This is a genomic window from Pseudonocardia thermophila (assembly GCF_900142365.1).
GTDB lineage: Bacteria > Actinomycetota > Actinomycetes > Mycobacteriales > Pseudonocardiaceae > Pseudonocardia > Pseudonocardia thermophila.
On the sequence record NZ_FRAP01000016.1, the window covers coordinates 122,464 to 137,199 of the forward strand.

The following is a 14,736-nucleotide window of genomic DNA, read 5'->3' on the forward strand; positions in this document are numbered from 1 at the left end:
ACCCGACCGGGTGGGTACCCGGTCAGCTGCCCGAGCCGAGGAACGCCAGCACGTCCGAGCGGGTCACGACCCCGGCCGGCTTGCCGTCGACCAGCACGAGCGCGGCGTCGGCCTTGGCGAACGCGGCCATCGCCGTCTCCAGCGGCTCACCCGCGCCGATCGTCGGCAGCGGCTCGGACATGTGCAGCTCCAACCGGTCGGACAGCTGCGCGCGACCGGTGAACAGCGCGTCGAGCAGATCGCGCTCGACGACCGCCCCGGCGACCTCGGCGGCCATGACCGGCGGTTCGGCCCGTACCACCGGCATCTGCGAAACGCCGAACTCGCGCAGGTACTGCACGGCGTCGGCGACGGTCTCGTTCGGGTGCGCGTGCACGAGCGCGGGGATCGAGCCGTCCTTGCGGCGCAGCACGTCGCCGACGGTGGCGCCCTCGGTGGGCGGCAGGAAACCGTAGCTGGCCATCCAGGCGTCGTTGAAGACCTTGCCGAGGTAGCCGCGGCCGCCGTCGGGCAGCAGCACGACGACCACCGCGTCGGCGGGCAGCTCGCGCGCCACCTCCAGCGCCGCCCACGCCGCCATGCCGCACGAGCCGCCGACGAGCAACGCCTCCTCCCGGGCCAGCCGGCGAGTCATGTGGAACGAGTCGGCGTCGGAGACCGCGATGATGCGGTCGCAGATGTCCCGGTCGTAGGTGGTGGGCCAGAAGTCCTCGCCCACGCCCTCGACGAGGTAGGGCCGGCCGGTGCCGCCCGAGTACACCGATCCCTCCGGGTCGGCGCCGACGACCTGCACCTTCCCGTTCGAGACCTCCTTGAGGTAGCGGCCGGTGCCGGTGATCGTGCCGCCGGTGCCGATGCCGGCCACGAAGTGCGTGATGCGCCCCTCGGTCTGCTCCCAGATCTCCGGCCCGGTGGTCAGGTAGTGCGATTCCGGGTTCTTCGGGTTGGCGTACTGGTTGGGCTTCCAGGCGCCCGGGATCTCGCTGACCAGCCGGTCGGAGACCGAGTAGTAGGAGTCGGGGTGGTCCGGCTCGACCGCGGTCGGGCACACCACCACCTCGGCGCCGTACGCGCGGAGCACGTTGCGCTTGTCCTCGCTGACCTTGTCCGGGCAGACGAACACGCACTTGTAGCCCTTGCGCTGCGCGATCATCGCCAAGCCGACGCCGGTGTTGCCGGAGGTCGGCTCGACGATCGTGCCGCCGGGCCGCAACTCGCCCGAGGCCTCCGCGGCCTCGATCATCCGCAGGGCGATGCGGTCCTTCACGCTGCCGCCCGGGTTGAAGTACTCGACCTTCGCCAGTACAGGTGCGGAGATGCCCTCCGCAACCCGTCCGAGGCGGACGAGCGGCGTGTTGCCGACCAGATCGGCGACGTGCTCGACGTAGCGCATGTCCGTCATCGTCGCACCCGCTGAGCGCGCGGAGTCGACCGGAGCCGGATCTCCATCGCTTCGAGGGAGGGCACGAAACCCGGCGAACGGGTTAGGGTTCATCCTTACACATCACCGCATTGGTCCACCTGGACCACCAGGACCGGGAGATCCGTTGACGGGCAGCGAGGCGGAGAGGGAAGGCGACGAACCATCGCGCGCCGCCCGCACGGCTGAGCTGAACCACGCGGCGGCCGCAGCCGCAGCGGGCGACCCGCGGGCGCGCGACGCGTTCCTCGAGATGATCCGCCAGCCGATCCTCCGGTACTGCCGCGCCCGGGTCGGCCCGTCCGTGCGCGTGCAGACCGGTGAGGACGTGGCCCAGGACGTGCTGATGGCCGTAGTCGAAGCGCTGCCGCGCTACCGGCCGAGCGAGGTCCCGGCGATGGCGTTCATCTACGGCATCGCGCGCAACAAGGTCGCCGACTCGCTGCGCGCCTCGGGCCGCGACCGCTCGGATCCCACCGACGTCCTGCCGGACAGCATCTCGACCGCGCCGGAGCCCGAGGAGAACGCGATGATCTCCGCGGACGCCCGGCAGCTGCGCAAGCTGCTCGACCAGCTCCCGCCCGCGCACCGCGAGGTGCTGGTGCTGCGGGTCGCCATGCAGTTCAGCGCGGAGGAGACCGCACGCGCCGTCGGCTCCACCCCGGGCGCGGTGCGGGTCACTCAGCACCGGGCGCTGGCGAAGCTGCGGGCCCTGCTGGCCGAGCAGATGGCCGATCAACCCAGGTGAGCCACCGCCCCTGCTGACGGTGTCCTCGCCCGGCAGGGCGGCTTCGTCTCCGGCCACCCGGCGCTCCTCGGTGGCGGCCGGGGTAACGGTCACGGACGTAGCCTCGGCCGCCCGGCAGAACGTCCGTGAAGGAGAAGGAACCGATGCCCGAAGCCGTGATCGTCGCCGCTGCCCGGTCACCGATCGGCCGCGCCAACAAGGGCTCGCTCACCGCGATGCGGGCCGACGAACTGACCGCGCAGATCGTGCGGGCCGCGCTGGACCAGGTGCCGCAGCTGGACCCGACCACGATCGATGACCTGATCCTCGGTTGCGGGGTCCCGGACAACGAGCAGGGCTTCAACATGGGCCGGGTCGTGGCCGTCCTGCTCGGCTACGACCAGGTGCCCGGCACGACGATCACCCGTTACTGCGCGTCGTCGCTGCAGACCACGCGCATGGCGATGCACGCGATCAAGGCCGGCGAGGGTGGGGTGTTCATCTCGGCCGGGGTGGAGACCGTGTCGCGGTACCGCACGCCGGCGCCCGACATCAAGAACCCCCGGTTCGCCGACGCCGAGGCCCGCACCGCGCAGCTGACCGCGGGCGGTGTCGACGGCTGGGCGGATCCGCGGGAGCAGGCCCTGCTGCCCGACGTCTACATCCCGATGGGGCAGACGGCGGAGAACCTCGCCCGCGCCAAGGGGGTGACCCGCGAGGAGATGGACCGGTTCGGGGTGCGCTCGCACAACCTCGCCGAGCAGGCCATCGCCGAGGGCTTCTACGAACGCGAGATCACCCCGGTGACGCTGCCCGACGGCAGCGTGGTGAGCAAGGACGACGGCCCGCGGGCCGGTGTCACGTACGAGGCGGTGTCGCAGCTCAAGCCGGTGTTCCGGCCCGACGGGCTGGTCACCGCGGGCAACTGCTGCCCGCTCAACGACGGCGCGGCCGCGCTGGTGATCATGTCCGACACGAAGGCCGCCGAGCTGGGCATCACGCCGCTGGCGCGGATCGTGTCGACCGGGGTGTCCGGGCTGTCCCCGGAGATCATGGGCCTCGGCCCGGTGGAAGCGTCGAAGCGGGCGCTGGAGCTCGCCGGCATGACGATCGACGACGTCGATCTCGTCGAGATCAACGAGGCGTTCGCCGCGCAGGTCATCCCGTCCGCGCGCGATCTGGGCATCGACCCGTTCGGTGACAAGCTCAACGTGCACGGCGGCGCGATCGCGCTCGGCCACCCGTTCGGCATGACCGGGGCCCGCATCACCACGACGCTGCTCAACGGCCTGCGGTCCAGGGACGAGTCGATCGGCCTGGAGACGATGTGCGTCGGCGGCGGACAGGGCATGGCGATGGTCCTCGAGCGCCTGTCTTGACGCCGGACACGCGGAACGGCCCGCCCCTCGGAGTGAGGGACGGGCCGTTCCGTGGCTCAGGAGGTCATTCGCCGCGCAGGTACGACAGCAGGCGCAGGATCTCCAGGTACAGCCAGACCAGCGTGACCATGAGCCCGAACGCGATGTACCAGGCGAACCGGGCCGGAGCACCGGCGCGGATCGCGCGCTCGGCCTGGTCGAAGTCGAGCAGCAGGCTGAACGCGGCCACCCCGATGCACACCAGGCTGAACAGGTACGCCAGCGGCGAACCGTCGCGCAGGCCGATGCCACCGGTCGTGAAGAAGCTGACCACCAGGTTCACCAGCATCAGCACGAAGACGCCGATCATGGCGCCCATCAGCCACTTGGTGAACCGCGGGGTCACCCGCACGGCACCGGTCTTGTAGATGACCAGCATGCCGATGAACACACCCACCGTGCCGACGACGGCCTGGAAGCCGATGCCCTCGAAGTTCGGCACCGACTCGAGCAGCCCGGTGATCCCGCCCAGGAACACGCCCTCTACGGCGGAGTAGAGCAGGACGAGCGGCGCCTTCGCCCAGTCCGGCTTGAAGGTGAGCACGAGGCCAAGCACCAGGCCGACGATCGCGGCCGGGAGCGCGAGCCCGTACATGCCGGACCAGATCGTCAGGATGCCCGCGACGATCGCCGTGCCGACCGCGACGGCGGTCTTCGTGACGACGTCGTCGATCGTCATCGGCCGCTCGGCGACTCCGGCGCGGCCCGGGTCGACGGTCGGACCGGACATCTCGGCGTACGCGCCGGCGCTGCCGAACGTGGCGTAGCCGCCCTGCCCGGTACCGGGCAGGTTGCGGAACGCCGGGTTGCTGCTGGTGCGCACCTGGGCCTCCTCGGAGCGGGTGTGGACGCTTCCCATCGCGTACAACGTGCGGAACGGCCGAAGCGTTCCCGCACACGGTAAAGGTGAATTTACCCTGCGGTTCCGGGTGTGTGGATCACCCTGCTGTAACGCTCCCCGGTGGATCCAGCGCGATTCCGGCCTGTTCGAGCGCGGCCTCGGTCTGCAGTCGGGCGAACGGGCGATCGGCCTCCTCCGCACAGGCGAGCGGTGTGTCCACTCCGACGATGCGGCACAGGTCGACCAGCACGTCGTCGTAGGCGGCGGCGAGCGCTCGGGCCCGCACGTGCGTGGTGGGTGAACCAGAGCGGATCTCGCGGCGCAGCCGGCGCACCGCCGCGACCACCTTCTCCAGCGGCGGCCCCTCGGGCTCCTGCCGCCGATGACGCCTGCGCTGCCACGCCTCGGCCGCGTCGAGGAGCACCGGACCGATCCGCAGTGCGAGCCACACCAGCAGGGCCGGGCACACCGCGATCACGGCGTACGTCAGCAGCCCCACGACGAGTGAAGGCCCACCTGACATGCCCGGACACGGTACGCCGCGGACCGGCGCGCGGCGAGAGGCGGAAAGCACATGTGGGGTTGTCGTCAGCACGCCGCAGTGCCGCCGTCAGCACCACCGTCAGGACCGCGGGGCGAGGCCGTCGACGACGAGGGCGGCCAGCTCAGCGTAGGCAGCGGAGTCGTCCAGACCGGTCGCCCTGGCCACCTGGCGGCGCTGGATGCGCACCATCTCCGCGCTGAGCAGGTCACCGACGAACCCGACGTGCACCGGGCGGAACGCGCCGCTCTCCACCCCCTCGGCGACCAGCTGCTCGACGCGCCGGGCCGCGGCGGCGGTGTTGCGCTCGTAGATCTCGCGGGCGGCGGGTGAGGCGGCCACGTCGTCGAAGAACGCGGCCGAGGCGGGCTTGAGCTGCTCGGCCACCGCCTCCAGGTAGGCCACCAGACGAGCACGCGGGCCCTCGGCCTCGGCGAGGCGGGCCTCCACCCGCTCGGTGGCGCGCCGGAAGAAGTGGACGACCACCGCGCGCACCAGCTCGTCCCGGGTGCCGGCGAGCGCGTACAACGTGCTCTTGGAGCAGCGCAGCCGCGCAGCCAGGGCGTCGATGGTCAGTGATGCGAAGCCGTCGGTGAGGAACAGCTCGACGAGCTGGTCGAACAGCTGAGCCTGCCGCACTGTACGACTCACTGTACGATCGTACCGCCTTTCGTATCATCCGGTTTCGCACAACGGGGAGCGCCATGACCGTCGAACGCCTGCTGCCCACGCCCGAGGCCCGCGACCTCATCGAGCTCACCCGCGAGATCGCCGACAAGGAGCTCGCCACCCGCGTCGAGGAGCACGAGCGGAACGAGACCTACCCCGAGGGCCTGTTCGCCACCCTCGCCGCGGCCGGCCTGCTCGGTCTGCCCTACCCCGAGGAGTACGGCGGGGGCGGCCAGCCGTACGAGGTCTACCTGCAGGTCCTGGAGGAGCTGGCGATCCGCTGGGCGGCCGTCGCGGTGGCGGTCAGCGTCCACGGCCTGTCCTGCCACCCGCTCGCCGCATTCGGCACGGAGGAGCAGAAGGAGCGCTGGCTGCCGCGCATGCTCTCCGGGGAGATGATCGGCGGCTACAGCCTCTCCGAGCCGCAGGCCGGATCGGACGCCGCCGCGCTCGCGTGCAAGGCGGAGCGGGTCGAGAACGGCTACCGCATCACCGGCACGAAGGCGTGGATCACCCACGGCGGCAAGGCCGACTACTACGCGCTGTTCGCCCGCACCGGCGAGGGCAGCCGCGGTGTCTCCTGCTTCCTCGCCCCCGGGCACGTCGATGGCCTGATGTTCGGCAAGCCCGAGCAGAAGATGGGCCTGCACGCCATCCCCACCACCACCGCGCACTGGGACGGCGCGATCATCGAGGCCGACCGGCTCATCGGCCGGGAGGGCCAGGGCCTGCCGATCGCGTTCAGCGCGCTCGACGGCGGCCGGCTCGGCATCGCCGCCGTCGCGACGGGGCTGGCCCAGGCCGCCCTCGACACAGCGGTGGCGTACGCGAAGGAGCGCACAGCGTTCGGCAAGCGGATCGCTGACCACCAGGGACTCGGCTTCCTGCTGGCCGACATGGCCGCCGCCGTCGAATCGGCCCGGGCGACCTACCTCGACGCCGCCCGCCGCCGCGACGCCGGCCTGCAGTACAGCCGACAGGCCAGCGTGGCCAAGCTCGTCGCCACCGACGCGGCCATGAAGGTCACCACCGATGCCGTCCAGGTGCTCGGTGGGTACGGCTACACCCGCGATTTCCCCGTCGAGCGGTACATGCGCGAAGCCAAGATCACCCAGATCTTCGAGGGCACCAACCAGATCCAGCGGCTGGTGATCAGCCGGGCGCTCACCAAGTAGCCCGGTACCGATGAGTCCCGGCTCCGGCGCCGGTCCTTTTCCCACCGGCCCGCACGCGGCGGACCGGCGCGCGGAGGTGGGGGATGGCCGGTGCCGGCTCGGGGACCGACGACGAGGCGCTGCGGCTGCCGGGGACCGCACCCGGGTTCCGCCGCCACGAGCTGCGGCTCGCCCCGGGCGAGCGGCGCGGCCTGGCGGAGGCGCAGTGGCGAGGCGTGCTGGTGCTGCTGGAGCACGGCAGCGTGGAGCTGCACTGCGCGCAGGGCACCGTGCTGACGCTCCGGCAGGGTGCGGTGTTCTGCTTCGACGGCACCGGAGTCCGGGCCCTGCACAACCCGGGGCCGGGGCCCGCGGTGCTCGTCGGCTGGTCGCGCTAGGCGGGCCGATCACGGCCGCCGGTGCGCGCAGGTGTGCCCGCGCGATGCGGCCGTGAACGGCGAACCTGCCCAGTCGCTCCACCGGTGCTCCAGCTCGAGCCCGGCGAGCCGGGCCATCAGGTCGAGTTCACCGTGCCACACGTGCCGCCCGCCCACCGAGTGGGCCGTGGTCCCGTCGCCCCACGCGCACCCGCACGCCCTGGTAGGCGCTGGTGGCGGCGTCCCGCGCGTCATGGTCGTGATCACAACGCGGTCGCCGATCTGCGCGATGCGGTTCTGCGGCTCGGTGGGCTGAACCCGCTCCTCCTGCGACGGCAGCCAGAAGATCGAGTTCAGCGCGCTGAACGCCATGTCGAACGTGCGGCCCAGCTCGACCATCGTCATGTCGCCGAGCACCGCCGTGCCCCGCTCGGCGCCAGGCTTCTCCCGCAGCGTCTGCAGCACCGGCCCACGGATGTCGACCGCGACGACGTCGAACCCGCGGTCGGCCAGCGGGCCCGCGCGCCGGCCGGTGCCCGCGCCGTACTCCAGCAGCGCGCTGCCCGGATCCACGAGCCCGGCCAGCCCCTCGACCGCGGTGGGCGGGTCGACCTGCACGGCGTCGTGGGTGTCGGCCCAGTCGCGGCCGCACGCGCGTCGAATCCCTCCGCGGTTGCCGAGTCGACCCGTTGCGGGCTGGCCTACGCTTCCCGACGTGCCGCCCGCCGACGTCTGGGTCGTGGCCGGGGCGCCGGGTGCCGGGAAGAGCACCGTGGCCGACCTGCTGCTCGCCCACCTCCGCCCGGTCCCGGCGCTGCTGGACAAGGACGTGCTCTACGGCGGCTTCGTGGCCGCGACGCTCGCCGCCGCGGGCCGGCCACCGGGTGAGCGGGAAGGCCCCTGGTACGACGAGCACGTCAAGGTGCACGAGTACGGCGGGCTCACCGCCGCGGCTCGGCTCATCCGCGCGCCGGGCTGCCCCGTGCTGCTGTGCGCGCCGTTCACCCAGCAGATCCGGGAACCGCAGCGGTGGTCGGCGTGGGTCGAGGAGCTGGGTGGTGAGCCGGTGCGGCTGGTGTGGGTGTGCTGTGACCCGCCCACGCTGAAGCACCGGCTCATCGCCCGCGGCCGGGCCGCCGATGCCGGGAAGCTGGCCGCGTTCGACGCGTTCATCGCCCGGATGCGGCCGGACGTGCCGCCACCGGTGCCGCACGTGGTGATCGACAACGGGGCCGGGGCGCCGCCGCTGGAGGAGCAGGTGGCGGCACTGGTGCGGGGATGAGGCAGGGCGGCCCCGGAACCCCGGCCCGAACCTCCACGAACGGCGCTTTCGTCAGGAACGGTGCTCACGAGAGTGCCGTTCGTGGAGATTCCAGCGCCCGCCCAGGGCCTCAGCCGGCATCCAGGTTCCGCTGCAGCCTCCGCTCGTGCAGCTCCACCCCCTGCGGGCCCCGGTCGACCTGGGTGCGGCCGGTGTCGGTCCAGCCGTTGCGGAGGTAGAACCGCAGCGCCCGCTCGTTCCCGGCGAGCACCCACAGCCCGGCGTGGGTGAACCCGTGCCCGGCGAGGCGGGCGAGCACGGCGTCGTGCAGCTGCGCGCCGATCCCGCGGTCCCAGTGCGCCGGGTCGAGGTAGAGCGTGTAGACGTCGGCGAGGTTCGGGTCCGCGCGGTCGTCGGGGCTCTCGGGCGGGCCGCCGGAGGCGAACCCGACGATCGCTTCTCCCGCGCACGCGACGACGACGCTCGAGCGCGGCGGCGACGCCGCGAACCGGCCCGTCCACATCTGCGTGAGGCCGGGCACCGACAGCCCGGCCAGCACCTCGTCCGGCAGCAGTCCCCGGTAGGCAGCGCGCCAGGACGCGACCTGCACCGCCGCGATCGCGCCCGCGTCCGCGGGCGTCGCGTCCCGGATCGTGGCCATCGGGTGATGCCGGCGGCCGGCGTCAGGCCAGCGGCTCGGTCGACCCGGCGGCCAGCGCGCGGCCGATGTCGTCCAGCAGCTGAGTGACGTGCGCGCCGTACGGATCGTCGCCGAGGGCGTCGGTCGCGGCCTGGGCTTCGGCGAGGTAGCCGCGGGCCCGGTCGGCGTCACCGAGGCGGCGGTGGTCGTCGGCGACGCTGCCGTACAGGGAGGGCAGGAACCCGCGGACCTGCAGCCCCGGAGCGATCTCGCGGACCTGGTCGTCGCCGATCTCCCCGGCCGCGGCCAGCGCACGCTCGTCCCAGAGCAGCTCGGCGTGGACGTCGTCCTGCAGGTCGGCGAGGAAGTGCGCGATCACGCAGCGGTGCAGCGGATCGGTGTGCTCGACCCACAGGGTCTCGAGCTCCTCACACGCGGCCGCCCGCTCGCCGTCCAGTCCTCGCTGCACGACCGCGGTGATCCGCTCGATGACCTCATCCGCCATCGGGCCAGCATGCCGGTGGAGGCGGGGTGGGGGTCAACCCGGCCCCGCGGAATGCTGCCGCCGTGTAACGACTCCGGTACGGGGCGCGACGTGTCGGAATGTGATCCGCCTCGCCGGCCTGGTTCCCTCGCTCTGCGCGGCCGTGATCGTCACGGGGTGCGCCACCGAGATTCCCGGACGGGCGACCCCCGACCCGGCCGCCGCCCAGGCCCACATCGAGTGCGTGCGGGCGACCAACGACGCCGTCGTCGCTGTGAAATCGTGGCTGTCGAACGTCGACCTCCTCCAGTTCACCGAGCCCGACGTGGTCCCCGTCCAGCAGATGCGCGTCGCCTGCGACGGGCCGGAGTTCGTCAGCGCGTACAGCGACTTCCTCACCCGGATCGAGGGTGAGTTCACCCCGGTCACCTCATGGGGACGAGTCGCCATCCGCGGGCTCATGAACACCCTCTGCCGCAACGACTCTCCGTCCGGCGTGAAGGTCGATCAGCTGACCCCGGCGGCGCAGGAGGCGTGCCGGGCGGGATGAGCCTCGTCGGCGCCGCCGCACCCAGGTGCTGACCAGACGAGGGACGGATCCGCCGTCGCAGACCTCGGGGATCGCGAAGCGGCCCGTAACGTGCTGATCACGAGGTCGAGACCAGATGGTTGACGGGCCGGTTCCTCACGGTGTTCGCACCGCCACCGGCAAGCGATGCCGACCGGAGGGATGGGATGCACGACGAAGCCGCCCCGTTCTGGCCCCGCCTGCTTGCTCGCCTGTTCGACCTGACCTTCTCGCTGATGGCGGTGGTCGTTCTGGCGCTCCTCGTGAGGATCGTGCTCCTCCCGCACAACCTGTTCATCAGCAGCGACGGCGAATGGATCGACATCGGCATCGAAGTCGGCGTACTCCTCGTCTTCGTCGGCCTGGAAGCGGTGTTGCTGGCGAAGAGGCGGGGACGGACCATCGGCATGGGCCTCCTCGGGCTCCGGGTCGTTCCCGTCAACCCGGCCGCACCGGGCATCTCGCTCCCCGTCGCGCTCCTCCGGTCCGTGGTCCTCTACCTGCCGCTCGTCCTCATCCGGGTTTCCCCTGACACGACGGGGCACGATCTGCTCTCCTGGCTCGGCACGGCGGGGATCCTCGCGAACCTCGCCCTGGCTGCGGCCCGCACGAGCACCCACGGCCGAACGATCCACGACCATCTGGCCGGTACGCGAGTGATCGTCGACGCGGAGCGGGGCACCGTGCCGCACCGCCGGGGAGTGGACCTGCGCGAGCGATCGACGAGCTCCTGAGCCGCCGCACCGGGTACTGTCCGTCAGCCGATCATCACGCTGGCAGCTCGTCGAGACCAGGAGTTGATGTGCAGGACGTTGCGCAGCTGATCCAGGCGATCACCGGACTGCTGTGGCCTCTGATCACCGCCGTGCTGCTGTGGCGGTTGCTCCCCGCGCTTCGGAAGGTGATCGAGTCGCGCGACTTCTCCGTGAAGGTCGGTGGCGTGGAGCTGAGCGTCCAGGAACTGGCGGACAAGCTCGTCAAGTCCACCGCCGAACTGCAGGCCAAGGCGTCCGCGGCGGCTCCGGCACCCGATGAGCCGCAGCCGAGCGCCACGCCCATGCCGGAGCACCGCACGCTCCGCCGGATCCTCTGGGTCGACGACGATCCGCAGCACAACGCCTACGAGACCGCGCAGCTGGAGGCACTCGGTGCGTCCGTCACCACCGTGCGGTCGACCCGCGAGGCGATGGCCGCCCTGGATCAGCCGAACAGCGCGTACGACGCCGTGATCACCGACATGAGTCGGCACGAGGACACCAGCTTCAACCCGGACGCCGGCATCGACCTCATCTCGGCGATGCGGGCGGCGAACATCGACGTGCCCGTCATCGTCTACGCGTCGGACCACGCCCGGCACCGCGAGGGCGAGGTCGTCGAGGCCAGCGGCGAGGGGGTCACGTCGCGGCCGACCGAGCTGTTCGGGGCGCTCGGCAAGATCGGCAGGTTCGCCGGGTAGCTGTCCGGCCGCTCGTGTCCGTCGATCGACGGACCCGAGCATCCCCCACCGCACCGGCCTTCCGACCGACGGTGCGCCGACCTGCCGCGGAGCACTCTTACCCCAGACAGCGACACCGCCCGGGACCACCACCCCGGACCCGGCACCAGGAGGACGCCATGAGCCCCACCACCTACACCACCCGCCCCACCACCGACCCGATCGCCGACCCGATCGCCGACGCCCCCACCGAGATCATCCGCCCCTACCCGAACCGCCCCGAGATCAACAACACCACCCACGACATCCCGCAGCGCCCCACCCTCGACCCCGTCAAGCTCTGGACCGGCGGCATCGCCACCGCCGTCGTCGCCGCCCTCATCGGCCTCGTCGGCACCCTCATCGTCCAAGCCGGCCTCACGATCGGCCTCCCCACCACCGGCGCCTTCGGCGAACACACCACCGCCCTGCTGTGCACCCTCGCCGCGATCGCCGCACTCGCCGCCACCGGCCTGGCACACCTGCTGATGATCTCCACCACCCCACGCCCACTCGCCTACCTCGGCTGGATCATCGGCCTGGTCACCGCCGCCACCACCGTCACCCCCTTCCTCACCACCACCGCCCTACCACTGGCCGCCGCCACCGCCGTCATCCACCTCGTCATCGGCATGGCCATCGCCAGCCTCATCACCGGCGCCGCCGCAGCCTCCCGCCGCTGACACCGGCGACAGGCCCGGTATCCGCCCGGGAAAAGCAGGAAGCCACTTCCCCACCAGGAATCGGGAAGTGGCTTTCCTGATGTTCCTGGTCAGAGGTTGGCCGTGCGCCATGGCCGGAACACGGCGACGTGGTCGCCGTGTGCAGCGGTGGCTCGGGCGGCCGGCGTTTGCCTGACCGCGAGCGGGGCACTCGAAGCAGAGCGCCCACCCGGAGGGAACGATGACATCCACGAGTCGCAGGGCGGATTCGGCCGCTTCGGCCGCCCAGGGCATCGGCCTGCCCGCGACGATCCTCGGAGTGGGGCTGGGCGGGTTCGTCGACGGGATCGTGCTGCACCAGGTGCTGCAGTGGCACCACATGCTGACCAGCACCGACACCGACAACATCGGAGTCGAGTACTACCCGGCCGACACCGTCGCGGGGCTACGGATGAACACGGTCTGGGACGGGCTGTTCCACACCTTCACCTGGCTCTCGGTGCTGATCGGGCTCGGCCTGCTCTACTCCCGCATGAGTGCCTCGCCCGGCCGGGTGTGGAGCTCGCGAGTGCTGTGGGGCTGGATGTTGGTGGGCTGGGGCCTGTTCAACCTCGTCGAGGGCGTGATCGATCACCACATCCTCGGCATCCACCACGTCCGAAGCGGGCCGGACCAGCTGTGGTGGGACCTCGGTTTCCTGGCGCTCGGCGCCGCACTGGTCGTCGTCGGATGGCTGCTGCAACGCAGCAGCAGGCGCACCGCGGCCGATTCGCCCTCCCGCGCGCGATGAACGTCGCGCACACGGCGCACACGCATGGTGGAAGCCCGGCCGTGCTGCCATTGCTGCTGGTGGCCGTCGCCGCGGCGGGTTATCTGGCACTGGCGTCGATGCGGCGCAGGGACGGTCGTGGATGGAGGACGTGGCGCACAGTCGGATTCGTCGTCGGTTGCGCAGCGCTCGCGCTCGGTCTGACGCCGCAGGTGCTGCCGTACCCGAGCGGGGACTTCCGTGAGCACATGCTGCAGCACCTGCTGATCGGAATGATCGCACCGCTCGGCCTGGTACTCGCAGCTCCGATGACGCTGGTGCTGCGCTCGATTCCCGCAGAGGCGGGAAGGCGCGTGGGCCGCTTGCTGCGCAGCCGCCCGCTCCACGTGCTCGTCCACCCGGTCACGGCTCTGGTGCTCACCATCGGCGGGATGGCCGTTCTGTACCTCACACCGCTGTACGTCGCGGTGACCGCGAGCCCGGCTGTGCACCACGTCGTCCACCTGCACTTCCTCGCCGCCGGCTGTCTCTTCACCTGGGCGATCGCCGGTCCGGATCCCGCACCGCGGCGGCCGTCCGTTCCGGCCCGGTTGGTCGTGCTCGGCGTAGCGATCGCGTTCCACGCCGTCCTGTCCCAGCTCATGTACGCGGGGCTCGTCGTCGATGTCCCGGTACCGGACGACCAGCGACGCGGCGGTGCCGAGCTGATGTACTACGGCGGTGATCTGGCGGAACTGCTGCTGGCCTTCGCCCTGGTGACGACCTGGCGCCGCCGCAGGAGCGTGCCGGCTCGGTCGCCGCGGTCAGCTGCGCTCGGGGACGTCGGACGTTGACGCGCATGCGCCGCGGGCAGCCGGTGCCGGCGCGGGGGCATTGCCCACTCAGCCGCTCCAGATCACCCACTGATCGGGAAATCCCTGGTCCACGTGTGATGGTGCTGGCTGCACCAGTGTGCCCCCGGTGGGATTCGAACCCACACTGTGACCCTTTTAAGGGGATGCGCGCTCCTCGGTCGACGCGCCGTCCGACCTGCAGCGACCTGCACCCGTCTGCTGGCCGGCGGCGAACGTCGGCACGCATTTGGCACGGGCCGTTGCCCGCGACGGGATTTCGGCGGACGATGAATACCTCGCGGCGGACGGGGGTGCGCGATGGCTGCAGGACCGATCGACATCGGCGGCCTCCCGATCCCGGACAGCCGCCCGGTGTTCCTGGTGTTCCTCGGCGTCCACATCGTCGCCGGGCTCTGGTGCGTCCTGACCGGCGCCGGCGCTGCACTCGCGCGCAAGCGGCGGGGTCGGCACCCTGCCCTCGGCCGGGCCTACGCCTTGGGACTGGTGGTGCTGGCCCTGTCGCTGACCGTGCTGGCGGTTCTTCGGTGGCCGCACACCGTGCACCTGCTCCTGATCGGCCTCCTGTCGATCACGGCGGCGGGCGTCGGCGTGCTGGCGCGGCGGCGGCACGGGCCGGGCTGGGTGTACACGCACGGGATCGCGATGACGGTCTCCTACGTCGGGCTCTGGACGGGGTTCCTGATCGACAATGGCCCGCTGCTGCCGGTGTGGCGCGAGCTGCCGCACGTTCTGCACTGGGCGCTGCCGTCGATCGTGGCCGTGCCGCTGCTCGTGCGGGCGTTGTCCCGGTACCGCTCCGCCGCACCTCGACAGGTCTCGGTCTGGCCCCTCCCCGGTCGTCGGTCTGTCGCACGCTGAGGCGGGGGCTTGACCTGGT

General features: G+C 71.7%; 19 protein-coding genes. 12 read left to right on the forward strand and 7 right to left on the reverse strand.

Annotated features, from left to right (window positions below):
• Positions 1 to 22: 22 nt before the first annotated feature.
• Positions 23 to 1,393, reverse strand: a complete 1,371-nt coding sequence (locus tag BUE41_RS20485; RefSeq protein ID WP_073458766.1) for a cystathionine beta-synthase — start codon at positions 1,391 to 1,393, stop codon at positions 23 to 25.
• A gap of 154 nt (positions 1,394 to 1,547) precedes the next feature.
• Between BUE41_RS20485 and shbA the strand changes: the two genes are divergently transcribed.
• Entirely contained in the window at positions 1,548 to 2,168 is a 621-nt protein-coding gene (shbA, locus tag BUE41_RS20490; protein WP_073458767.1) for an RNA polymerase sigma factor ShbA, read from the forward strand.
• A 143-nt stretch (positions 2,169 to 2,311) separates the two neighbouring features.
• On the forward strand, positions 2,312 to 3,526 hold the full coding sequence (locus tag BUE41_RS20495; protein WP_073458827.1) for an acetyl-CoA C-acetyltransferase: 1,215 nt from the start codon (positions 2,312 to 2,314) through the stop codon (positions 3,524 to 3,526).
• Between the two features lie 64 nt (positions 3,527 to 3,590).
• Here the strand turns inward: BUE41_RS20495 and BUE41_RS20500 are convergent, their stop codons facing one another.
• The 3 genes from BUE41_RS20500 to BUE41_RS20510 all read right to left on the reverse strand — a co-directional run bounded on the left by BUE41_RS20500 (position 3,591) and on the right by BUE41_RS20510 (position 5,598).
• Positions 3,591 to 4,388, reverse strand: coding sequence for a Bax inhibitor-1/YccA family protein (locus BUE41_RS20500; RefSeq protein ID WP_073458828.1), 798 nt, complete (start codon positions 4,386 to 4,388; stop codon positions 3,591 to 3,593).
• Between the two features lie 115 nt (positions 4,389 to 4,503).
• Positions 4,504 to 4,929: a hypothetical protein gene (locus BUE41_RS20505; RefSeq protein ID WP_073458768.1), complete on the reverse strand. Its 426-nt coding sequence runs from the start codon at positions 4,927 to 4,929 to the stop codon at positions 4,504 to 4,506.
• Between the two features lie 99 nt (positions 4,930 to 5,028).
• Complete coding sequence (locus tag BUE41_RS20510; RefSeq protein ID WP_073458769.1) at positions 5,029 to 5,598, reverse strand: TetR/AcrR family transcriptional regulator; 570 nt, start codon at positions 5,596 to 5,598, stop codon at positions 5,029 to 5,031.
• A 53-nt stretch (positions 5,599 to 5,651) separates the two neighbouring features.
• Between BUE41_RS20510 and BUE41_RS20515 the strand changes: the two genes are divergently transcribed.
• Together BUE41_RS20515 and BUE41_RS20520 are read left to right on the forward strand one after the other, a co-directional pair.
• Complete coding sequence (locus tag BUE41_RS20515) at positions 5,652 to 6,791, forward strand: acyl-CoA dehydrogenase family protein (protein WP_073458770.1); 1,140 nt, start codon at positions 5,652 to 5,654, stop codon at positions 6,789 to 6,791.
• Positions 6,792 to 6,874: 83 nt separating this feature from the next.
• On the forward strand, positions 6,875 to 7,168 hold the full coding sequence (locus BUE41_RS20520) for a hypothetical protein (protein ID WP_073458771.1): 294 nt from the start codon (positions 6,875 to 6,877) through the stop codon (positions 7,166 to 7,168).
• A gap of 9 nt (positions 7,169 to 7,177) precedes the next feature.
• On the opposite strand, the gene BUE41_RS30880 is transcribed toward BUE41_RS20520, so the two are convergent.
• Positions 7,178 to 7,765, reverse strand: coding sequence for a class I SAM-dependent methyltransferase (locus tag BUE41_RS30880; RefSeq protein WP_073458772.1), 588 nt, complete (start codon positions 7,763 to 7,765; stop codon positions 7,178 to 7,180).
• Between the two features lie 97 nt (positions 7,766 to 7,862).
• Here BUE41_RS30880 and BUE41_RS20530 point away from each other — a divergent pair, with 97 nt between their 5' ends.
• Complete coding sequence (locus BUE41_RS20530) at positions 7,863 to 8,429, forward strand: P-loop nucleotide/nucleoside kinase family protein (RefSeq protein WP_073458773.1); 567 nt, start codon at positions 7,863 to 7,865, stop codon at positions 8,427 to 8,429.
• Between the two features lie 109 nt (positions 8,430 to 8,538).
• Here the strand turns inward: BUE41_RS20530 and BUE41_RS20535 are convergent, their stop codons facing one another.
• Both BUE41_RS20535 and BUE41_RS20540 read right to left on the reverse strand, forming a co-directional pair.
• Entirely contained in the window at positions 8,539 to 9,069 is a 531-nt protein-coding gene (locus BUE41_RS20535) for a GNAT family N-acetyltransferase (protein ID WP_073458774.1), read from the reverse strand.
• A gap of 22 nt (positions 9,070 to 9,091) precedes the next feature.
• Positions 9,092 to 9,553 carry a hypothetical protein gene (locus BUE41_RS20540; protein WP_073458775.1) on the reverse strand — a complete coding sequence of 154 codons (462 nt, stop codon included), beginning with the start codon at positions 9,551 to 9,553 and terminating at the stop codon, positions 9,092 to 9,094.
• A 100-nt stretch (positions 9,554 to 9,653) separates the two neighbouring features.
• Between BUE41_RS20540 and BUE41_RS20545 the strand changes: the two genes are divergently transcribed.
• From BUE41_RS20545 to BUE41_RS20575, 7 genes are all read left to right on the forward strand, one after another.
• Positions 9,654 to 10,082 (forward strand): hypothetical protein, encoded by a 429-nt coding sequence (locus tag BUE41_RS20545; protein WP_073458776.1) that lies wholly within the window; start codon positions 9,654 to 9,656, stop codon positions 10,080 to 10,082.
• A 185-nt stretch (positions 10,083 to 10,267) separates the two neighbouring features.
• The gene (locus tag BUE41_RS20550; RefSeq protein ID WP_073458777.1) at positions 10,268 to 10,834 is read left to right on the forward strand and encodes an RDD family protein; all 567 of its coding nucleotides are present in this window, start codon (positions 10,268 to 10,270) and stop codon (positions 10,832 to 10,834) included.
• A gap of 68 nt (positions 10,835 to 10,902) precedes the next feature.
• Positions 10,903 to 11,556 (forward strand): response regulator, encoded by a 654-nt coding sequence (locus tag BUE41_RS20555; RefSeq protein ID WP_073458778.1) that lies wholly within the window; start codon positions 10,903 to 10,905, stop codon positions 11,554 to 11,556.
• 158 nt (positions 11,557 to 11,714) lie between these two features.
• Entirely contained in the window at positions 11,715 to 12,257 is a 543-nt protein-coding gene (locus BUE41_RS20560; RefSeq protein ID WP_084755474.1) for a hypothetical protein, read from the forward strand.
• A 220-nt stretch (positions 12,258 to 12,477) separates the two neighbouring features.
• Entirely contained in the window at positions 12,478 to 13,026 is a 549-nt protein-coding gene (locus BUE41_RS20565) for a DUF2243 domain-containing protein (RefSeq protein ID WP_073458779.1), read from the forward strand.
• A gap of 41 nt (positions 13,027 to 13,067) precedes the next feature.
• Positions 13,068 to 13,838: a cytochrome c oxidase assembly protein gene (locus BUE41_RS20570; RefSeq protein WP_200804032.1), complete on the forward strand. Its 771-nt coding sequence runs from the start codon at positions 13,068 to 13,070 to the stop codon at positions 13,836 to 13,838.
• Between the two features lie 318 nt (positions 13,839 to 14,156).
• Positions 14,157 to 14,717 (forward strand): DUF2306 domain-containing protein, encoded by a 561-nt coding sequence (locus BUE41_RS20575; protein WP_073458781.1) that lies wholly within the window; start codon positions 14,157 to 14,159, stop codon positions 14,715 to 14,717.
• The last annotated feature ends 19 nt before the right edge of the window (positions 14,718 to 14,736 follow it).

Bases quoted from the DNA above. Each gene is read 5' to 3' on its own strand.
- BUE41_RS20485 (WP_073458766.1), bottom strand. From the start codon at position 1,393: ATGCGCTACGTCGAGCACGTCGCCGATCTGGTCGGCAACACGCCGCTC.
- BUE41_RS20495 (WP_073458827.1), top strand. From the start codon at position 2,312: ATGCCCGAAGCCGTGATCGTCGCCGCTGCCCGGTCACCGATCGGCCGC.
- BUE41_RS20505 (WP_073458768.1), bottom strand. From the start codon at position 4,929: ATGTCAGGTGGGCCTTCACTCGTCGTGGGGCTGCTGACGTACGCCGTG.
- BUE41_RS20515 (WP_073458770.1), top strand. From the start codon at position 5,652: ATGACCGTCGAACGCCTGCTGCCCACGCCCGAGGCCCGCGACCTCATC.
- BUE41_RS20520 (WP_073458771.1), top strand. From the start codon at position 6,875: ATGGCCGGTGCCGGCTCGGGGACCGACGACGAGGCGCTGCGGCTGCCG.
- BUE41_RS20535 (WP_073458774.1), bottom strand. From the start codon at position 9,069: ATGGCCACGATCCGGGACGCGACGCCCGCGGACGCGGGCGCGATCGCG.
- BUE41_RS20540 (WP_073458775.1), bottom strand. From the start codon at position 9,553: ATGGCGGATGAGGTCATCGAGCGGATCACCGCGGTCGTGCAGCGAGGA.
- BUE41_RS20550 (WP_073458777.1), top strand. From the start codon at position 10,268: ATGCACGACGAAGCCGCCCCGTTCTGGCCCCGCCTGCTTGCTCGCCTG.
- BUE41_RS20560 (WP_084755474.1), top strand. From the start codon at position 11,715: ATGAGCCCCACCACCTACACCACCCGCCCCACCACCGACCCGATCGCC.
- BUE41_RS20565 (WP_073458779.1), top strand. From the start codon at position 12,478: ATGACATCCACGAGTCGCAGGGCGGATTCGGCCGCTTCGGCCGCCCAG.
- BUE41_RS20575 (WP_073458781.1), top strand. From the start codon at position 14,157: ATGGCTGCAGGACCGATCGACATCGGCGGCCTCCCGATCCCGGACAGC.